Raw genomic sequence first — 20624 nt, forward strand, 5'->3', positions numbered from 1 at the left:
TGAATCAGAATTTTCGGCTCAGCATTCAAATGTTAACAACTTTGGCTCACGGTGCGTTATATGGTTTACACAAATGATTAATACAAATAGTGTAGGGGCGGGTTTAGCTAAAAAATTGGGATACTCAGTAATAAATGTTGAAGTCAAAACCTGCCCTTTCTCAAGCATTTGTAGCAAACATTTGGGTATTCGATATTACGCTGTCGCTAACACACCTTAGAGGCTAACAAGTTTAGAAGTCAAAGTAGATGTAAGGTAAACCTTGTTTGGGGGCTAGCATCCAAACTGCGTACAAACTGAGGGGAACTAACATGATTTTGATCGGCCAATTTAATTGTAGTTTTAAACCGCGATGTAGGGCGAAAATTATTGCCATGATGCCAACTATTGCCCACAGTAATAAAGCGATTTCAGCTCTTTGAAGTCCGATCGCTTCTAAGTATACCTTTTGGGCAAACTGAATATCAGCTTTATGTCCCCACAAATGCGTAAATACCCAAGTAGCATCTTTTAAATTAGGTAAGCGGAAAAAGATCCAAGAAGTAAATACCATTAATTGAGTAACTGCCCAAGCTACTACTATACCGGGAATAGTTTGCCACCATTTTTTCAGAACAGGAACGTTATCGGATAGAGTTTCTGTTAAGCGGTGAACTACTAATGCTATGCCGTGATATGCGCCCCAAGCGACAAAACCCCAAGCTGCACCATGCCAAATTCCGGCGATTAACATGACAATTAATAAGTTTAAACAGGTGCGTTTTAAACCTTGTCGCGAACCACCAAGGGGGAAGTAAAGATAATTCCGCAACCAATCTCCTAATGTAATGTGCCAGCGTCGCCAAAATTCGGCAATGCTAGTAGTAAAATAGGGAAAATCGAAGTTTGGCGGTAAGTTTAATCCCATTAACAATGCTGTACCCAAGGCAATATCAACATAGCCACTAAAATCGAGATACAGTTGTAATCCATAAGCAAAGGTTGCTAACCATAAATCCCCGCTGCCAGCACGTTCTAAATTATCGAAACTAACTCCGACTAAAATGCCAATTCTGTCAGCAATTAAGGCTTTTTTTACTGCGCCACAAGCGATTAACCAAAGTCCTTCTACTATTTGATTGGTGCTGGGAAATCGCAGGGTATTTAGTTGGGCGGCTAAGTGATGGTAACGGGTAATTGGCCCGGAAATTAGTTTGGGAAAGAAGAGTTTGTAGGTGGAAAATTTCAGGAAGTTTCCGGTAGCTGGGGCACCGCGATAAACATCTATTAAATAGGAGATACATTCAAAACAGAAAAAGGAGATTCCCAAGGGGGCAATTAGTTGCAAATTCAGCCAAGTTGCTTGTTCTTTGATTACTGGTAAGTTAAATAGGGCAGCGATCGAATTTAAAAAGAACGGTATATACTTAAAGCCAAACAGTAAGACAACGTTCAAGAAAATTCCTAGCCACAAAAAGCGTAACCGTTTTTTACTCCAATTTTCTTGTACTGCTTGCCATTCTTGATTCGACATTCGCCAATCTTTAGAATTTAATCTTAATAGCGATCGCTTTCCTAAAATTAATCCCAAACGAAAGTTGAAAAACGTCAGGGCAAAAAGTAAAGGAATATAATAAATTTGAATCGAAGCGTAAAAGATCACGCTAGCAAGTAACAGTATCCATAACCGCAACCACTGACTTTGAATCAACCAGTAAATTGCTAGGACACCTAACAGGAATACACCGTATAAAAGCGAAACAAAAGTCATTTTTGTGATTGATTTAGGGACTGGGGACTGGGGACTGGGGACTGGGGACTGGGGACTGGGGACTGGGGACTGGGGACTGGGGACTGGGGACTAGGGACTGGGGACTGGGGACTGGGGAGGTAGGGGAATGTTTTTAATTTATCTCCTCTGCCCCTCCGCCCCTCCGCCCCTCTGCCCCTCTGCCTCTACTGATTATTATTTTTGGGCCAAGGAATCAGGGGATCTTGTGCTAGTCTTTTTGCTACAGCGGCTGCGCCATAGCGATTTAAGTGACTAGGATCGGAGAAGTAATCATTTTTCTCAGGCCATAATTGATTCCAATTGCGGAAGACAAAGCCTTTTCTTAAGGATAGGCGCAACATATACATTTCAAATTCTTTTTCGTATTGTCGCCTGTGGGAATCTAGGTATTCTTCAGTTAGGGGTAAATTGATGAAAACTAGGGGAATATTTAGGGATTGGGTATACTCAACTAAAGATTCTAAGGCGGCATTTTGTGGGCCTCCTAAATAGAAATCTTTGTAGTCTGTATCATAATCGCCTTTGACTCTGGTGTGGTTTTCGTAGTAGGTATTGGGATCGAAGCGGAGAGAAATTGGTAAGAAACCATCCCAATTTAGGGGGCGTTCTTCTATTTCTTGATTGCTCGATCGCTCTATCTCAGCTGTCTCCGGTTGCCCAAAAGTATTTGCAAACCAATCGCGCAATTTTTTATTTAGGCGATCGCGTTCTTCATAACTTGCCGAAACTCCACCCAATTTTTCATTTAACAAATTATCCACATCTTGAGCTTTGATTTCTGCGATATTTCCTGATAATTCTGCCACAATTGGTGGAGGTTCTTGCTGATTTTCGGAAGTTGGATTTTCTACTTCTTTGGGTTTATGAAATGTTCCATTTGCCACTTCTTTGTAACCTGGAGATGCTGCCAGTTTACTATAAGTTAAATCAAATCTGCCGCTATTTACAGCCCTAGAACCATCTGCCCAAATAATCATTTTCGGCATTTGATCTGGGGTGAGAATGCGGCGAACTAATAGATTAGCAATTTGAGCAGTTCCACCATTAATCCCAAAGTTAAAAATTTCTACTTTGCCGTAACCTTCATCTGCTAAAGTTTTTTGCAAAATTGCCGGATCGATCCCACGCATTGCCCGCGAACTACCGACAATTAATATATCAGGTGGCCCTTGTTTCTCCACTTGTTTTTTGTAAATTGCCAGTTTTTCATCGAACTGAGGATTGTCAAAACTGGGGAAATCTAACTCTTTAACTTTTAAGGTGGCATTTTCCCCAGTGGGATCTACTTTGACCTCAGTATTTCCTGGTTTGGTAAATCCTGTAGTGTCAAAAATATCTTCTGGTTTACGGCGGGTTCGGCGGCGAGTTTTTCGGTTTCTTTTGGTATCTTCCTGAACTAATTCTCTGTTAGCGACTGCTTGTTGTTCCGGGGTGAGATTTTCATATCTTTCTCGGAAAGCCGGATCGTTTAATATTAATGCGTTTGGCTGAGGATTGTCGGGAATTTTCAGGACACTACCGACAATTAAATCTGTACTTAAAGCCAGCATGATTCCCAAAGTACCCCAAACCAAGGCTACTTTTGCGCCGCTGTAGTTAGCATTTCCGGGTAAAGCTAAGAAATTTTGATTGGTTTCGCTGGGGGTGCAAATTTGCGATCGCGTTAAACTCAAATAGCAAGATTGCCCAAATTTATTAATTCCTTTTTGAGCTTTTTCAACTTGCGATTCTAGCCAACCCGGAGGTAAATCTTCGGTCTCAGGTGTGGCACTTTTTAAAAGTTCTTCTTCTGCTTCATCGGCAACTTTTTCCGTTGCATAATGTTCGGCAGTGGCGAATTCTGGCGTACTTTCGGGAACTACCACACCACGAGGGGTAAAATCTCTTCCGTAAGACCAACTCGGCTGTTTTTCTCCCGCCCGTCTACCGTAGACTCTAACTCCGGCAATTCCCGGAATTTGTAGTTCGCCAATCAACTGAACCACGGGCGAACCTACTTGTTGTTGCAGCGGACAAATCAGCGCATCCGTCATCACATACAACAAATCTTCGCGCCGTCGTACTTGAATGCGAATTCCGCCTGTTGCTAACCGCCAATCAATATCTGTATTTAATAATTGCCCTAATAAAAATTCTAGGGCTTCTTCATTGCCATTCGCTGCTAAAGACAAAGCAGAATGGGCTAATTGGGGATGATTATTTCCGGGTAAATCTAACCATTCTACCCAAATTGGAGTTTCGTCTAAATGTTCGTGACCGTAAATAATCGCCGCTTTCATGCCTTGGGGAGCCAAGGTTCTTAAAATTGGGGTGAGAATGGCGATCGCCTTATGCTTATCCGGTACAATATCCGGGCGAACGTGGTAATTTCCCCGGTGGAATTGCTTAATTCTCTCCCAATTTGGCGTAGTACAGGAAATATGCAGGGTTGATTCCTTAATCACCACCGAAATTTCCATGCCATGTTCTTGAGGGCGATTTAGCAACCGTTCGATCGCCACCTCGTCCCCCCACTGCGCCCACTCCCGCAGCATCTCTTCTGGCGGCGTTAAATCCACCCGCAGCATCCAATCAGGAGACTCTTCCCCAGTCACTTGACTGAGAATCACCGCATCTTGGAAACCTTGCAAATTTAACTCCCGTAATTGTTGCGCTACAGGCGACGCTAACAAAGAGGGATCGGGACTGTAACCACTTTCGCAGAATACCCACAACCGTTGCTTCGGTGCGGCTAAATCTTGACCGTGAAAAGGATTTTCCCGGTGTTTACTTTTTGCTTTCACAGGTAGGGTTTTGGTGATTACTTTCACCGTCACCCCCAAATGACTCAGATGCTTAGTTAAATAGCGAGCGATCGCATCTGGACGACCTTGACGCGCTTGACTTTTCCAATACTCACCATCATCAACCTCAACTACCTGAGTACTAGCTGTTTCTTCTGCTGTCCCCTCACTCACCGGATTCATAGATAACTCTTGACTCTGATTAACTTGTGGTGCTGGTAGATCTAGTGCTTCTGTCCAGTTGGGTCGTTTTTCCCCCAACACCCGACCGTAAAGAAACACCCGATTAATGGGTAGATGTTCCCCTGGCAACAGGTTTTCTAGTTTAGTCGCTTGCAGAGCTTGTGTCACTCGCTCTTTAGCTTGTTGCCTGTTGGGACAATCTCGACCTTCCCAGAGAATATGCAAAGTATTCTCTCGTACCCGGACTCGTACCTGCATCCCCGCAAGCAGTAGTTCTCTTTCAACCCACTGATTTAGGTCGATCGGGTCAGATGTAATTTGGCGTGCTTCTATGTTCAACATTAGGGCGCTAAATAAAGACCGAGGAAGAAACTGAGGTCTAACGCTGGTTTTCTAGATGCAGACCTTGGTTCTCGCTAAATCAAATTACGAGTGGCATTATATCCTGCTCTGGTCAAAATACAATCATTCGATCGGGATCTTTGACAAATATTGCACAATGATTATTGAATAAGTCATCGATCTGCTGGCGAAAAAAAAGTAATCGATTTTACAGTTTTCCAGTTTTGCCAAAAACTTTCCTCTTGGGGAAGAAGATGGCGTAATTTGGTTATATTATCGAGGTAAATGATGGACTCCAATCAAATCAACCAGCTAGAAACAGAATCAGCCCAAACTTCTGAATCAAAGTTTCCTGTGGAAATAATAGTTAGTTTGGCTACAGGCCCTTTACTTCTCGGTGTATTATGTGGAAAGGCTTCACTAAAGTTTCTCCAAGCACTAGGGGAAGCAAGCGAAGAGGTATTTAGGGGCGATCGCTTACCAGTGCTGCAATTTCCCAAAGTTGAATCTGAAGGAGATTAAAACTTGTGGCATGGGGACAAAAATCTCTTGATTTCCCCATACCAGGCTACTGAAAGATGTCAGAGCAAATTCCCAAATCTAAAAAGAATAGCACAATTGTAGAAAAGTTTTTCTAGGTCAATCTAGATTGGTGGAATTTGACACTAATCTAGCCTAATAAGCCGCCTAAAATTTGTTGATTATTATTGCTTGGAATAGAACAACACACCTATGAGTCCCACACTACAATCCGATCAGGCAGTTCATCTCGCTTCCCCATCAGACCTATTTTTGCGACATCGCCTTAAAGTCGTAGAGGACTTATGGGAATATGTTCTTCGTTCCGAATGCGGTCAAGAACTAGTAGATTTGTGTAATTACTTGCGATCGCTATGTTCCCCAGAAGGACAAGCAACTGGTGATAGCCTTCAAGAAGAGGAAGTTTTTCGGATCATTCAAAGTTTAGAAATCAATGACGCAATTCGGGCAGCGCGTGCTTTTGCTCTTTACTTTCAACTAATTAATATTGTCGAACAACATTACGACCAAAGAGCACAACAACAAGCTTTACGCATGGCGTTTAAGCAAGAAGTTCCCGACCCAGCATTGCAAGCATTTACTAAATTAGATGATGAATCTAAAGAATGTATTCCGGGAACAGATTCCTTAGAAAAAAGTTGGCAAGCAGCAAATTGGTCGCGCAAAGAAAAGGGAACTTTTCAATGGTTATTTCCCTATTTGCGAAAGTTGAATATGCCACCCCAAGCTGTCCAAAGATTAATTGATAATTTGGACATTCGCTTAGTATTTACGGCCCACCCTACGGAAATTGTTCGGCATACAATTAGAGATAAACAGCGCCACATTGCTAAGATTCTTCAAGAACTGGATAATTTAGAAGAAGCAAGTAATCCGATCGAAGAAGCGGAAAATTCTTGGGAAGGTAAGGTACTGAAAGAGAAGTTAACCGAAGAAATTCGCTTGTGGTGGCGCACTGATGAATTACATCAGTTTAAACCTGCGGTTTTGGATGAAGTAGATTATGCTTTGCACTACTTTCAAGAAGTTTTATTTGAAGCCATTCCCCAACTTTATCACAGGTTAGAAAATGGCTTGAAAAGTGTGTGGGCAAATCTGCGTCCTCCCAGACATAATTTTTGTAAATTCGGTTCTTGGGTAGGGTCAGATAGAGATGGTAATCCCTTTGTTACGCCAGCAGTTAGTTGGCAAACAGCTTGTTACCAAAGACATTTAGTTTTGGAGAAATACATTGGTTCAGTAGACAAATTAATTAATCGGTTAAGTTTGTCTTTACACTGGTGCGATGTGTTGCCAGAGTTGTTAGAATCTCTGGAACAAAATCGGTTGCAAATGCCGGATGTTTATGAAGAGTTGTCGATTCGCTATCGTCAAGAACCTTATCGGTTAAAGTTGTCTTATGTGAAAAAGCGGTTGGAGTATACACGCGATCGCAACTGGCGACTCTACAAAGGGGAAGCATTACAAATAGAATCTCTGCAACAAAAACCGCAAGATCCTATCTATAAAACAGCAGAAGAATTTTTAGCCCAACTGCAATTAATTCAACGTAACCTACAAGAAACTGGGTTAATTTGTCGCGACTTAGAACACCTAATTTGTCAGGTAGAAGTTTACGGATTTTCTTTAGCATCCTTAGATGTCCGCCAAGAAAGCACCAGACATTCAGAGACAATCAACGAAATAGTTAATTATCTGCAAGTTTTACCTTGTGAATATAATGAATTAACTGAAGATGAAAAGATTAAATGGTTAGTTTCGGAACTGCAAACTAGACGACCTTTAGTTCCGAATGAATTACCCTTTAGTCCTCAAACTGGCGAAACGATCGAAACATTACGCATAGTCAGGCAAATGCAACGAGAGTTTGGTGTAGACATCTGCCAAACTTATATTATCAGCATGAGTCATGATGTCAGCGATTTGTTAGAAGTTTTACTGTTAGCTAAAGAAGCCGGACTTTACGATCCATCTACAGGCGAAGGAACGCTGCAAGTAGTACCACTATTTGAAACAGTGGAAGATTTGAAAAAAGCTCCTTCAATCATGCAAACTCTGTTTGAGTTGCCATTTTATCGCGCTTTACTAGCAGGTGGTTATCAAAAGTATGAACTAGAAAAGCAAAAGCAAGTCAGTAATAGTGTAACTTCTGTTACTCCTTTACCTTCTTCATTACAAGAGGTAATGTTGGGTTATTCTGACAGCAACAAAGATTCCGGTTTCTTAAGTAGTAACTGGGAAATTCATAAAGCCCAAAAAGCCTTGGAAGCGATCGCCTGTAAATACGGCGTTTCCCTCCGCATTTTCCACGGACGAGGCGGTTCTGTGGGACGTGGCGGCGGCCCTTCCTACGAGGCAATTTTAGCCCAACCAGGACATACGATCAACGGCAGAATTAAAATTACCGAACAAGGCGAAGTCTTAGCTTCTAAATATTCCTGGCCTGACTTAGCTTTGTATAATTTAGAAACAGTCACCACAGCGGTAATTCAAGCTAGCTTGCTCAGAACTGGGTTCGATAATATTGAACCTTGGAACGAAATCATGGAAGAATTGTCTAGTAAATCTCGCGAACATTATCGCGCTTTGATTTACGAACAACCAGATTTTATCGATTTCTTCATGCAAGTAACACCAATTGAAGAAATTAGCCAATTACAAATTAGTTCTCGTCCCGCCAGACGTAGCGCCGGGAAAAAAGATTTAAGCACATTACGGGCAATTCCTTGGGTATTTAGTTGGACACAAAGCCGCTTTTTACTGCCAGCTTGGTATGGAGTTGGAAGCGCACTTAATCAATTTTTGCAGGAAAATCCCCAAGAAAACTTGAAGTTGTTACGCTACTTTTACTACAAATGGCCTTTCTTCAAAGTAGTGATTTCTAAAGTAGAAATGACTTTATCCAAAGTCGATTTACAAATCGCTCACTACTACATGAAAGAATTGTCTAAACCAGAAGATTTGCCCAGATTTGAAAAGTTGTTTGCTCAAATCGCTGAGGAATATCATTTAACTCGCGAGTTAGTATTAAACATCACCGATCACAAACGTTTGTTAGATGGCGATCCTGACTTGCAGCGATCGGTCCAAATCCGCAACGGTAACATTGTACCCTTGGGATTCTTACAAGTTTCCCTCTTAAAACGCCTGCGTCAAAGCAAATCCCAAAGCCTCACCGGAGTAATAGACTCCCGTCACAGTCGCGGCGAACTCCTCCGAGGCGCATTATTAACAATCAACGGTATCGCCGCCGGAATGAGAAACACAGGTTGATCTATTACTTGATTCTTGTGGGGTGGGCATCCTGCCTGCCCCATTTTTTGTAAAAGTTTGTATAGTTTAGTATTCTAAAACACACTCCTTAACCTGAGCTTTATCACTTAACTTTACTGTCGATACTCGACAGCTTAAGTAGATTTTTAAATTATGTCGGTTAGAGTTCAATTAAAGCGGAGAAATCTGCTGGTTTTTCTGTTTCTTTCAGCCTTCGTTGTTGCCAGTATCGCTTCCAATCACTTCCGTCCTCAAAGTGCTACGGCTAACAATTCCTCATTGCTTTTAGCACAAGGTAACGTGCGTTTAACTGGTGCTGGTGCATCTTTCCCAGCCCCTTTGTATCAACGTTGGTTCTCAGATTTCAATAAAAAAAATCCCAGCGTTCAAGTTAGCTATCAATCAGTTGGTAGCGGTGCGGGTGTACAACAGTTAATTAATGGAACCGTAGACTTTGGTGCCAGTGATGTCGCCATGACTGACCCAGAAATGGCAAAAGTTTCCAGAGGTGTAGTGTTAATTCCCATGACCGCAGGCAGTGTAGTTGTGGGTCATAACTTACCTGGTGTTAATTCTTTAAAACTTTCTCGTAGTACATTACCTGCCATATTTTTGGGTGAAATTAAGACTTGGAACGACCCCAGAATTGCCAAAGATAACCCTGGAGTCAAGCTACCAAATAGACCTATTAGTGTTGTCTATCGTGCTGATGGTAGCGGTACAACTGCGATTTTTACCGATCATTTAAGCGCCATTAGTTCTGCATGGAAAAGTAGAGTTGGGTCAGGTAAATCTGTATCTTGGCCTGTGGGACAAGGTGCTAAAGGTAATGAAGGTGTAACGGCTCAAATTAAACAAAGTCCAGGATCGATCGGCTACTTGGAATATGGCTATGCTAAAACTAACAAAATTCCTGTAGCAACATTACAAAATAAAGCCGGAAATTTCGTCGCACCAACACCGGGTAATTCTAGTGCTGCTTTAGCATCAGTGCAGTTACCCGCAAACTTACGTGCTTTTGTTCCAGACCCTCCGGGAGCAAATGCCTATCCAATTGTGACTTACTCTTGGATCATGGCTTACAAGAATTACCCGGATCAAAATAAATCCAGAGCACTCAAACAAGCTTTGAATTATGGATTAACAACAGGACAACAAGTATCAGATGATTTAGGATATATTCCTTTGCCACCCAATGTTGTATCTAGAGCCCAAGCAGCAGTTAATTCTATTAAGTAAATTTGCTTTTTGCACTAGTGCTAAAGCTCGCTACTAAAAGAAATCAATTGTGTCTTCAGATACCCGAATTCTTCAAGAAGTCGGGTATCTAAAGTTTTGTAGTTTTTACTACCTATATTTGGCTGATTCCGCATTAAAAAGAAAGCTTAGTTAATATAAAGAAATGTTTGCGTAAATTAACGCTAGCAAATTTTACTAAGGGGGTCAGTCTAATGATAGATGCAGTAACTAATCAATCTCCTCATCGTGTAGTAATTGTTGGTGGCGGCTTTGGCGGGTTGTATGCGGCGAAAGCTTTGGGGCGGGCTCCTGTAAAAGTGACTTTGGTTGATAAACGGAATTTTCATTTGTTTCAGCCGCTTTTGTATCAGGTAGCTACGGGAAGTTTATCTCCGGCGGATATTTCTTCTCCGCTGCGGGCTGTGTTAAGTGATAACCAAAATACGCAAGTTTTGTTAGCCGAAATGCAGGATATCGATCCTGAAGAAAAGAAGCTATTTTTAAATAGTGGTGAAGTTGATTATGATACTTTAATTATTGCTACTGGTGTGAAGCATCACTATTTTGGCAATGAACATTGGGAAACAGCAGCACCGGGTTTAAAAACTGTGGAAAATGCTTTGGAAATGCGGCGGCGAATTTTCTTGGCGTTTGAGGCGGCGGAAAAGGAAACTGATTTAGAAAAACGGCGTGCTTGGTTGACTTTTGTGATTGTGGGTGGGGGTCCAACTGGGGTGGAGTTGGCTGGTGCGATCGCAGATTTAGCCTTTGCTACATTAAGAAAAGAATTCCGTAGTATCGATACCTCTGAGGCTAAAATTTACTTGTTGGAAGGCATGGATAGAATTTTGCCTCCCTATAAACCAGAACTTTCTGCTAAAGCGGAAAAGTCTTTAAACAAATTAGGCGTAACTATCTTAACTAAGACTTTAGTTACTAACATTGATGGCGATGTAGTCACAATGAAACAAGGCGAACAAGAATCACAAATTGCTGCTAAAACAATTTTATGGGCAGCGGGTGTAAAAGCTTCTCCTGTGGGCAAACTTTTGGCAGAACGCACAAGAGTAGAATTAGATAGAGTCGGGAGAGTTGTTGTTGAACCAAATTTAACTGTTAAGGGTTATCCCGATATTTTTGTGATTGGTGATTTAGCTAATTATTCCCATCAAGATGGTAAACCTTTACCGGGAGTTGCACCTGTCGCAATGCAGGAAGGAGAATATGTTGCTAAGTTAATTCAACAACGGTTAAAAGGTAGTGAAAATGCTTTTCCTTTCCGTTACATTGATGTGGGAAGTTTAGCGGTTATTGGGCGTAATTACGCTGTTGTAGATTTGGGTTTTGTGAAGTTATCTGGTTTCTTAGCTTGGCTAACTTGGGTGTTTGTTCACATTTACTATTTAATCGAGTTTGATAATAAGTTAGTGGTGATGATTCAGTGGGCTTGGAATTATTTTACTCGCAAAGGTGGCGCTCGTTTAATTACTGGAAATGAATCTTTGGGGGTAGTGGGAGTTGATGAAAAAGGCGAGTATTATGTCCCGCCAGCAAAGAAATCTCCTTTAGAAGTTTAATGATTTAATAAAGTGGAAATAAGGCGAAGCATTTAATTTAACGGCGTTTGCGTAGAGATTGAATGCAAAGAACCGTATTATTACTAGACTCAGTACTCCCCTTACTGAAGCTAGTAATGATATTTCCTGGCTTTAATGCTATAATTAAAAGTTTTGGCTGCTGTAAATTCTGCCCTTGGTCAAATTCGCCTTCTTGACTGAGATCTTGCACTAGTCCCAGGCGGATTTTGGGGCTGGTGCAAGATCTCAGTTGACCTGTAGCTTCTTTACACCTTAATTCATTTTATAGGACAAACAAAATATAGTTTCTTAGCCTTTCGGTGGAGGATTAAATAATCTCAGTAGTAACACTTAAAAGTAATAGATTGAGTAAAGTAATCTCACTCAAGGTTAATCAAAGTAACTATGTTAAAACTAATTTGCAGGATAATAAATTAGGTTATCAAGTGATTAAAGTAGCCTTAGAAAATAAGCTGTAATTAGCCATGAACAGCATTGAAAAATCAGGGGAAAATTTTACCATTCTCGATCGCATACCCATTGGTATTTGCGTACTCCGAGAAGATTTGGTCGTAATTTATTGGAATAGTTGTTTAGCAAAGTGGACAAAGATTACCAAACAGGAAATTCTTGGTACTAAGATTACTACCTATTTTCCTCATTTAGGTCAACCGAAATATGCTAACCGTCTTCAAAAAATTTTTGCCGGGAAATCGTCAACAATTTTCTCCTCACAACTCCACAAACATCTAATTCCAGCTTACTTACCTAACGGAAAATTGCGAGTTGAACATACCACCGTTACTGCTGAACCTGCACCGGATGGAGGTTACTATGCTTTACTCTCTATTCAAGATGTTACTAAGCTTACCCAAAGAGTTCAAGACTACCGCAAAATGAGAGATAAGACGCTAGGAGAAATCCAAGAACGGCAACAAGCAGAGGCGGCGTTACAACAAACCAACGATCAACTACAAGCAGTTTTGGATGCTGTCCCTGGCTTAGTTTCTTGGATTAATTCTGATTTAAAATATATCGGTGTCAATCAACATCTGTGTACTACTTTTAACCAACCTCAAGAAACTTTTATTGGTCAAGAATTAGGTTTTTTAAAAAGTAGTTTTGATTTTGCTGATTTTATGAGATCTTTTATGTGTAGTTCTCAAGAATTTGCTCGTCGAGTCATTGACACAACAATCAATGAAACAACTCGGAATTACTTAATTGCTGCCCAAAAGTATCAGCAAGGTCAAGCTGCTGTAGCCGTAGGAATTGATATTACTGAACAAAAGCAAGCGGAACAACAACTCAAAGCTTCCTTACGAGAAAAGGAAGTATTACTAAAGGAAATTCACCACCGAGTTAAAAATAATCTCCAAGTTATTTCTAGTTTATTAAAATTGCAATCTGAATATATGAGGGATAAGGAGGGGGAAATAGTTTCACTTTTGAGTGATAGTTACAACCGAGTTAGGTCAATGGCATTAATTCATGAAAAACTTTACCAATCTCAAGGGCTCGATCGAATTGATGCCGCGGATTATATTAAGAGTTTAGCCCATAACTTAGTTTCTTCCTCTGGGCAAGTCTCAGAAAGAATAGATTTAGATATCCAGATTGAGCCAATATTTTTTGATTTAGATACGGCTATTCCCTGCGGATTAATTATTAACGAGTTAATTTGCAATGCTTTAAAATATGCTTTTCCCGATCGAGCATTAGGAAAAATCGCTATTAAGTTAGCAGTGGTTAAAAATCAACTTATTTTGTTAGAAGTTGCTGATAACGGCATTGGATTACCAGCAAATTTCGATATTGAAGGAAGCGAAACTTTAGGTTTACAACTAGTAAATAATCTGATCGATCAGTTAGAAGGAAATATAGAAATTGATTCCCAATCTGGAATACTTTTCCGCATTACTTTCCCTCAGAAAAGTAACGTTTTTTTCAGTTCCTAGCCTGACTGAGAAATTGCTTGCTATCCTTTTGATTAGGATCGAGCCTTTTTATAGATAAACTAACTTATGCAATTTAACGATTCATGTTTAAACTTACCTAAATTAGAGCAGGCTATTAACCGTCGTCCTACGCTGATAGCTGCTGATACGCTGTTGGTAGATGTGTTATCTCTGATGGGCTTATCAGGCAATCAAAGTGTTGTTACTGGTGGCGAGTGGGTAGAAGAAAATGAACAAGCTGAGGGTTTACGAAATCTCAGTTGTAATTATGTTGTAGTTATGGAAAATAACCGGATTTTGGGCGTGTTTACTGAACGCAATCTGGTAGAGTTAATTGCATCTGGATTTCAATTAGATCGTCAAATTACAATTGCTAATTTAATTACTAAACCACCCGTTACTTTGCGCTTTTGTGAGTCAGAAAATATTTTTACTCCGCTATCGTTTTTTCAGCGATATCAAACTTGTTATTTGCCAATAGTTAATGACGAACAAGAGTTGTTAGGAATTGTTACTCCTACGACGATTCTGCAAGGGTTAAAACTAACGAACTTATTTAAACTCGGCACAGTGGGAGAGGTGATGAATACAGAAATACTCAGTACCGATCGCACTACATCCGTCGAAAAACTTGCCCAATTAATGAGAGAAAATCAAGTAAATTCTCTAGTAATTACTGATGTCAGAAAATCAGAAAATATAGTTCCGATCGGAGTAGTTACCGAACGCCAAATTGCCCAAGCTTGGGCGCTAGGAATGGATATAAAGCAAACTCCAGCATCGTTAATTATGCGGAGGATGGGAGAGGAATTAAATCCGACAAATTCGCTGCTTTATGCTTATCAACAAATGCAAAGCGATCGCATGGATACACTCTTAGTTTCTCCGAGTCAAAGCGAATTTTCTGGTGGGCAATGGGGAATAATTACGACAATGGAATTATTGCGATCGCTAGAACCAATACAGATTTATCGACGGCTCAAACGTACTCAACAATTTGTGCAACAACTACAAGTTGAAAAAGCACAACTTTTGTCTCGTCGTAATGCGGAATTAACTGCACAAGTACAACAACAAACCGAACAACTGCGCCAAGAATCGGAAAAACTAAAGCAACAAGTGCAGCAAGCAAAACTAATTAACCAAATTACCCAAGCCATGCGGGGAACTTTGGTATTAGATGAAATATTTCAAACTACAGTTAATCAATTACATGAAGCTTTAAAGGTTAGTCGCTGCTTAATTTTTCGCCCAAATAGTGACTATCGATTAGCAATTCATCATGTTTCCGAAGCTACTTCCGAAGGTAACAGTTTAATTGGTGTAACCTGCAATTTTTACCAACTTTATGACGCGCAATTAAGTCAAGGTAAACCGCTAATTTTATCGGAAATAAATTCTGCTACTCCCACGGAAATTCAGGAAGCTGCTCAAGGGTGTAAAATTCGCGCCATTATGATTATGCCATTGATTTATCAGCAAAATTATATTGGCGGAATTAGTTTACATCAATGCGATCGCCAAAGAGAATGGACAGAAGATGAAGTAGCTTTTGTGAAAGCAATTGCTGACCATTGTGCGATCGCTATTCATCAAGCCAAACTATACCAACAATTACAAACTGAACTGCAAGAAAGGCAAAAAGCCGAAGTAGCCTTAAGAGAACAAAAGCAATTTCTCCAAGATATTATTGATACTAATCCCAATTTGATTTTTGTTAAAGATTGCCAAGGTAAATTCGTTTTAGCTAATCAAGCTTGTGCAGATATTTTAGGCATAAATGTTGAGCAAATGCTTGGTAAAACTGATGCAGAATTAAATCCCGAATCAGGGGAAGCTGAGCAATTTAATTATGACGATCGAGAAGTGATAACCACCCGCAAAACTAAATTTATTCCCGAAGAATCGCTGACTAAAGTTACAGGTGAAGTGCGCTGGTTGCAAACAGTAAAAAAACCCATATTATCTTCAGATGGTCAAAATATTCAAGTATTGGGTGTAGCAACTGATATTACCGAACGCAAAGTTGCTGAAACAGCATTGCAAAAACTTAACTCTTTATTAGAAGTTAAAGTAGCAGAACGCACCGAACAATTAAATCAAATTATTAGGGGACTAGCAAAGGAAATTGTCCAGCACAAAAACACAGAAGCTGCACTTAAAGAAAGTGAAAAACGATTCCGTAACTTAGTTGAAACTAGCAGCGATTTAGTTTGGGAGGTCAATGAAAATGCTTTTTACACTTATGTTAGTCCGCAAATCAAAGAAATTTTAGGTTATGAGCCAGAAGAAGTTTTAGGCAAATCAATTTTTGATTTCGTACCAGCTGAAGAAGTCCAGCGTATTACTAAGATCTTTGCATCTTTGGTGGCGATGCAACAACCATTTAACTGTTTGGAGAATGCTCACGTTCACAAAAATGGTAATTCGGTTGTATTAGAAACTAGTGGAGTTCCCATTTTCGATGAAAGGGGATTATTTAAAGGTTATCGGGGGATCGATCGAGATATTACAGAACGCAAACTTGCAGAAGCTTCATTACGAGAAAGTCAATCACAATTACAAGCTATTTTGGATAATTTACCAGCAGTTATGTATGTATACGATACTGAAGACAGATATTTACTAATTAATCGTCAGTATGAAACTTTATTTAATGTGACGAAAGAAGAAATTATCAGTCAAACTGTATATGATTTTTGGCCTAAAGAAATTGCCGATATATTTTCCACGAATAATCGCCTAGTAAGGGAACAAGGAATATCGGTACATACTGAAGAAATTGCTCCTCATGAAGATGGGTTACATACTTACATTACTGTTAAATTCCCTTTAAGAAATACCAATGGTAAAATTTATGCTGTTTGTGGAATTTCTACTGATATTACCGATCGCAAACAAGCCGAAAAAGCACTGCAAGAAAGTCAAGCCAAATTACAAAAATTAGCTGCCAGTGTACCAGGAATGATTTATCAGTATATTCTCCATCCTGATGGTTCCCATGCCTTTCCTTATGTTAGCCCTGGTTGCAGTAAAATTTGGGAATTAGAACCGGAAGAAATGCAATCAAATCCTCAGCTTGCTTTTGATATTATTCATCCTGAAGATTTACCATCTATCGTTGAGTCAACGAAAATTTCGGCTCAAAGTTTACAACCTTGGCAATGGGAAGGACGGCTGATTACACCATCAGGTAAATTGAAATGGGTGCAAGGAATTTCTCGTCCTGAAAAACAAGAGAATGGCGATATTTTATGGGATGGTTTGTTTATTGATATTAGCGATCGCAAACTCACAGAAGCAGCCTTAAGCGAAAGTGAAAGACGGTTAAGAATCGCTCTGAATGCTGCGAATATGGGTACTTGGGATTGGGAAATTCCAACTAGTAAAATAACTTGGTCTGAGCAAACGGAAATAATTTTTGGTCATACTCCTGGCACTTTTCCAGGGAATTATCAAGCTTATCTTAATTTGATTCACCCTAGCGATCGTCACTATCTCACCACAGAAATTTCTCGCGCCATAGAACAAAAAATTCCATATAACGTTGAACATCGCATAATTTTGTCTGACGGCTCAATTCGTTGGATTGCTGGTAAAGGTGATGTAATTTGTAATCAATTAGGACAAACTCTCGGTATGAGTGGTGTAGTAATGGACATCACTGAACGCAGACAAGCAGAAGTAGCATTGCGCGACAGTGAATATAAACTCCGCACCATTGTCGAAAGCAGTAATGATTCCATATTTTTGAAAGATAAAGAAGGTCGTTATCTATTTATTAATCGTGTTGGAGCCGAAATTTTAGAGCGTTCAGTAGAAGAAATTTTAGGTAAGCGAGATGATGAATTATTCACTCCAGAATTAGGTAGTAAAATTTGGGAACTTGATCACAAAATTATGATGAGTGGAATTGCTTGGACTTTTGAAGAGTTAGGAGAAGTTAAGGGCAAAAAATATACGTTTCTTTCTACTAAATCACCATATCTTTCATCCGAAGGCGAACCAATAGGCTTAGTTGGAGTTTGCCGTGACATCACCGAAAGTAAAGAAATAGAACAAAAAATGCGGCGACAAATCGCTGCTGTAGAAGCCGCAACTGATGGCATTGCTATTGTTAACGCCGCCGGAGAATATATTTATATTAATGAATCTCATGTGAAGATTTTCGGCTACGAAAACGCCGATGAATTAATCGGGAAAACTTGGCAAGTTTTGTACAATGACGAAGAGCTTAAACGAATCGAACAGGAAGTAATTCCCATTGTTGGACAAAAAGGAAAATGGCAAGGAGAAGCAACTGCTAAAAAGCGCGATGGCACAACTTTTACTGAAGAACTTTCTTTGACTTTAACTCCAGATGGCGGATTAATTTGTGTATGTCGTGATATTACCGAACGCAAGGGAATAGAAGAAAGTTTAAGATTAAGAAATCGAGCGATCGCAGCGAGCAACAACGGCATTATTATTACCGATGCGAGAATACCTAATAAACCAATTATTTATGTTAATCCAGCTTTCGAGCAAATGACGGGATACTCGGCTGCTGAAGTATTAGGAAAAAATTGTCGTTTTCTCCAAGGTAAGGAAACTAAACAAGGAGAATTAGAACGACTGCGGACGGCAATTCGTCAAGGAGAAAATTGTACAGTTGTCATACGTAACTATCGCAAAGATGGTAGCTTATTCTGGAATGAATTAAGCATTTCACCAATTTACGACGATCGTGGTGTTCTAACTCACTTTATTGGGATTCAAATTGATATTACTGAACGCAAGCAAGCAGAAGAAGAACTGCGTGCAACAACTTCCCGCCTCTCAACATTGATCGAAAATTTACAACTCGGTATCTTAGTAAAAGATGAATCCGATCTAGTTGTTTTACTCAATCAAGCATTCTGCGATATATTCAATATTCCCATTGTCCCTGCTGCTTTAATCGGCGCTGATTTTTCCGATTTTTTAGAAACTTATCAGCATTGTTTTACTAATCCCGCACAAGTTATTCAACGCCATAACGAGATCTTAGAATCCCAAACAGCAACAACGAACGAAGAAATTACAATGGCAGATGGTCGAATTTTAGAACGAGATTATGCGCCAATTTTTGTCCAAGGAAACTACAAAGGTTATTTATGGATGTATCGAGATATCACCGAGCGTAAAACAGCCGAAACTGAAATGATAACATCACTTAAAGAAAAGGAACTTTTACTCAAAGAAATTCACCACCGAGTTAAAAATAACTTGCAGGTAATTTCTAGCTTACTTAAACTGCAATCTAGCTACATTAAAGATGAAGAAGCCTTAGCTTTGTTCACAGAAAGTTACAACCGTGTCAGGTCAATGGCACTAATTCACGAAAAATTATATCAATCCAAAGGTTTAGCGAGAATTGATGCTGTTGATTACATTCGTGACCTTACAGATAACTTATTTCGCTCTTATAATGTAGCAACAAATACAATTGAATTACATCTGCGAGTTGAACATATAGAATTGGATATTGATACAGCAATTCCTTGCGGATTAATTATTAACGAATTAGTTTCTAATTCCCTAAAATATGCTTTTGTTAACCAAGGAAAAGGAGAGTTATATATTAATCTATTTTATCAAGAAGGAACTAGCAAAGTTACTTTATTAATCAGTGATAACGGAATTGGTTTACCACCAAATTTTGATATTACAGAACTGGAATCATTAGGATTGCAACTAGTCTACAATTTAACCGAACAATTAAATGGGGAAATGGAGATTAATTCCGATCGAGGTGCTAAATTTACAATTACATTTACTAATCGGAGCGTGAAAGAAAAATGACAGCGACAATTTTAGTTGTTGAAGATGAAGTAATTATTGGTATGGATATTAAAAACAGCTTAAAAAAATTAGGCTATAACGTCCCTGCGGTTGTGGCTACTGGCGAAAAAGCCATTGAAAAAGCTGCCACAATTAAACCTGATTTAATTTTGATGGATATTATGTTAAAAGGTGCGATCGATGGTGTAGAAGCCGCCGAAAAAATTCGCACTCAGCTGAATTTACCTGTAGTCTTCCTCACTGCTCATACCGACCACACTACCTTACAACGTGCTAAAGAAACACAGCCTTTTGGTTATATTGTTAAACCTTTCCAAGAAAAAGATTTACACACCACAGTAGAAATTGCTTTGGCTAGGTGTAAAGCCGAATCAGAAATCCGTAAAGCTTTAGAAAAAGAACGAGAACTCAACGAACTAAAATCTCGTTTTGTCTCAATGGTTTCCCATGAATTTCGCACCCCAATGTCCACAATTTTATTCTCAACTGACCTCTTAGAAATGTATATTAATCAATGGCCCGAAGAGAAAAAAATGCTCCATTTACGGAGAATTCAATCAGCTATTCAACGCATGATTGAAATGTTAGATGATATATTAGTAATTGGCAAAGCCGAAGCCGGAAAACTAGATTTCAACCCCCATCCACTCGATCTGGAAAAATTCTGCCGGGAATTAATAGAAGATATCCAAACCGCTGATAAAAATCAGCATCCCCTAAACTTCAATATCCAGGGTGCATTGAGCGAAGTTAACATAGATGATAAATTGCTGCGTCACATCCTAGTTAATTTACTCACCAACGCTACTAAATATTCTCCCGAAAATACCCCAGTTAGTTTTTCTGTTGCCTGCCAAGAAAATAAAATTATCTTCGAGATTAAAGATTCAGGAATTGGCATTCCTGTAGAAGACCAACAACGGCTATTTGATGCTTTTCATCGCGCAACTAATGTCGGTTCAATTCCCGGAACTGGACTAGGTTTAGCAATTGTGAAAAGGTCTGTAGATTTACATGGAGGGACAATTACAGTACATAGCGAAATAAGAGTAGGAACTACATTTACTGTGGTTTTACCAATGAAATTGGAGTAACAAAGTTTAACAGAGATCCGAGTGAAAAATATCTGGAAGGA

At 39.6% G+C, this 20624-nt stretch carries 9 protein-coding genes; 7 read left to right on the plus strand and 2 right to left on the minus strand.

The window, feature by feature from the left end; translation table 11 throughout:
- Positions 1–232: 232 nt before the first annotated feature.
- Both ACE1B6_RS02980 and ACE1B6_RS02985 read right to left on the minus strand, forming a co-directional pair.
- Positions 233–1750 (minus strand): MBOAT family O-acyltransferase, encoded by a 1518-nt coding sequence (locus tag ACE1B6_RS02980; RefSeq protein WP_413255746.1) that lies wholly within the window; start codon positions 1748–1750, stop codon positions 233–235.
- 185 nt (positions 1751–1935) lie between these two features.
- Complete coding sequence (locus ACE1B6_RS02985; protein ID WP_413255747.1) at positions 1936–5079, minus strand: hypothetical protein; 3144 nt, start codon at positions 5077–5079, stop codon at positions 1936–1938.
- Between the two features lie 285 nt (positions 5080–5364).
- On the opposite strand from ACE1B6_RS02985, the gene ACE1B6_RS02990 reads away from it, so the two are divergent.
- From ACE1B6_RS02990 to ACE1B6_RS03020, 7 genes are all read left to right on the plus strand, one after another.
- Positions 5365–5601: a hypothetical protein gene (locus tag ACE1B6_RS02990; RefSeq protein WP_413255748.1), complete on the plus strand. Its 237-nt coding sequence runs from the start codon at positions 5365–5367 to the stop codon at positions 5599–5601.
- A gap of 210 nt (positions 5602–5811) precedes the next feature.
- Complete coding sequence (gene ppc / locus ACE1B6_RS02995; RefSeq protein ID WP_413255749.1) at positions 5812–8892, plus strand: phosphoenolpyruvate carboxylase; 3081 nt, start codon at positions 5812–5814, stop codon at positions 8890–8892.
- A gap of 153 nt (positions 8893–9045) precedes the next feature.
- Positions 9046–10131 (plus strand): phosphate ABC transporter substrate-binding protein PstS, encoded by a 1086-nt coding sequence (gene pstS, locus ACE1B6_RS03000; protein ID WP_413255750.1) that lies wholly within the window; start codon positions 9046–9048, stop codon positions 10129–10131.
- Positions 10132–10343: 212 nt separating this feature from the next.
- The gene (locus ACE1B6_RS03005; RefSeq protein ID WP_413255751.1) at positions 10344–11708 is read left to right on the plus strand and encodes an NAD(P)/FAD-dependent oxidoreductase; all 1365 of its coding nucleotides are present in this window, start codon (positions 10344–10346) and stop codon (positions 11706–11708) included.
- 485 nt (positions 11709–12193) lie between these two features.
- Positions 12194–13666 carry a PAS domain-containing sensor histidine kinase gene (locus tag ACE1B6_RS03010; protein WP_413255752.1) on the plus strand — a complete coding sequence of 491 codons (1473 nt, stop codon included), beginning with the start codon at positions 12194–12196 and terminating at the stop codon, positions 13664–13666.
- Positions 13667–13732: 66 nt separating this feature from the next.
- Positions 13733–19489, plus strand: a complete 5757-nt coding sequence (locus ACE1B6_RS03015; protein ID WP_413255753.1) for a PAS domain S-box protein — start codon at positions 13733–13735, stop codon at positions 19487–19489.
- Positions 19486–20583, plus strand: a complete 1098-nt coding sequence (locus tag ACE1B6_RS03020; RefSeq protein WP_413255754.1) for a hybrid sensor histidine kinase/response regulator — start codon at positions 19486–19488, stop codon at positions 20581–20583. Before ACE1B6_RS03015 ends, ACE1B6_RS03020 begins: the two co-directional genes overlap by 4 nt.
- Positions 20584–20624 lie beyond the last annotated feature (41 nt).

This window comes from Floridaenema fluviatile BLCC-F154, from assembly GCF_041929135.1.
Classification (GTDB): domain Bacteria; phylum Cyanobacteriota; class Cyanobacteriia; order Cyanobacteriales; family Aerosakkonemataceae; genus Floridanema; species Floridanema fluviatile.

Bases quoted from the DNA above. Each gene is read 5' to 3' on its own strand.
- ACE1B6_RS03005 (WP_413255751.1), top strand. From the start codon at position 10,344: ATGATAGATGCAGTAACTAATCAATCTCCTCATCGTGTAGTAATTGTT.
- ACE1B6_RS02980 (WP_413255746.1), bottom strand. From the start codon at position 1,750: ATGACTTTTGTTTCGCTTTTATACGGTGTATTCCTGTTAGGTGTCCTA.
- ACE1B6_RS02985 (WP_413255747.1), bottom strand. From the start codon at position 5,079: ATGTTGAACATAGAAGCACGCCAAATTACATCTGACCCGATCGACCTA.
- pstS (WP_413255750.1), top strand. From the start codon at position 9,046: ATGTCGGTTAGAGTTCAATTAAAGCGGAGAAATCTGCTGGTTTTTCTG.
- ppc (WP_413255749.1), top strand. From the start codon at position 5,812: ATGAGTCCCACACTACAATCCGATCAGGCAGTTCATCTCGCTTCCCCA.
- ACE1B6_RS03020 (WP_413255754.1), top strand. From the start codon at position 19,486: ATGACAGCGACAATTTTAGTTGTTGAAGATGAAGTAATTATTGGTATG.
- ACE1B6_RS03015 (WP_413255753.1), top strand. From the start codon at position 13,733: ATGCAATTTAACGATTCATGTTTAAACTTACCTAAATTAGAGCAGGCT.
- ACE1B6_RS03010 (WP_413255752.1), top strand. From the start codon at position 12,194: ATGAACAGCATTGAAAAATCAGGGGAAAATTTTACCATTCTCGATCGC.
- ACE1B6_RS02990 (WP_413255748.1), top strand. From the start codon at position 5,365: ATGATGGACTCCAATCAAATCAACCAGCTAGAAACAGAATCAGCCCAA.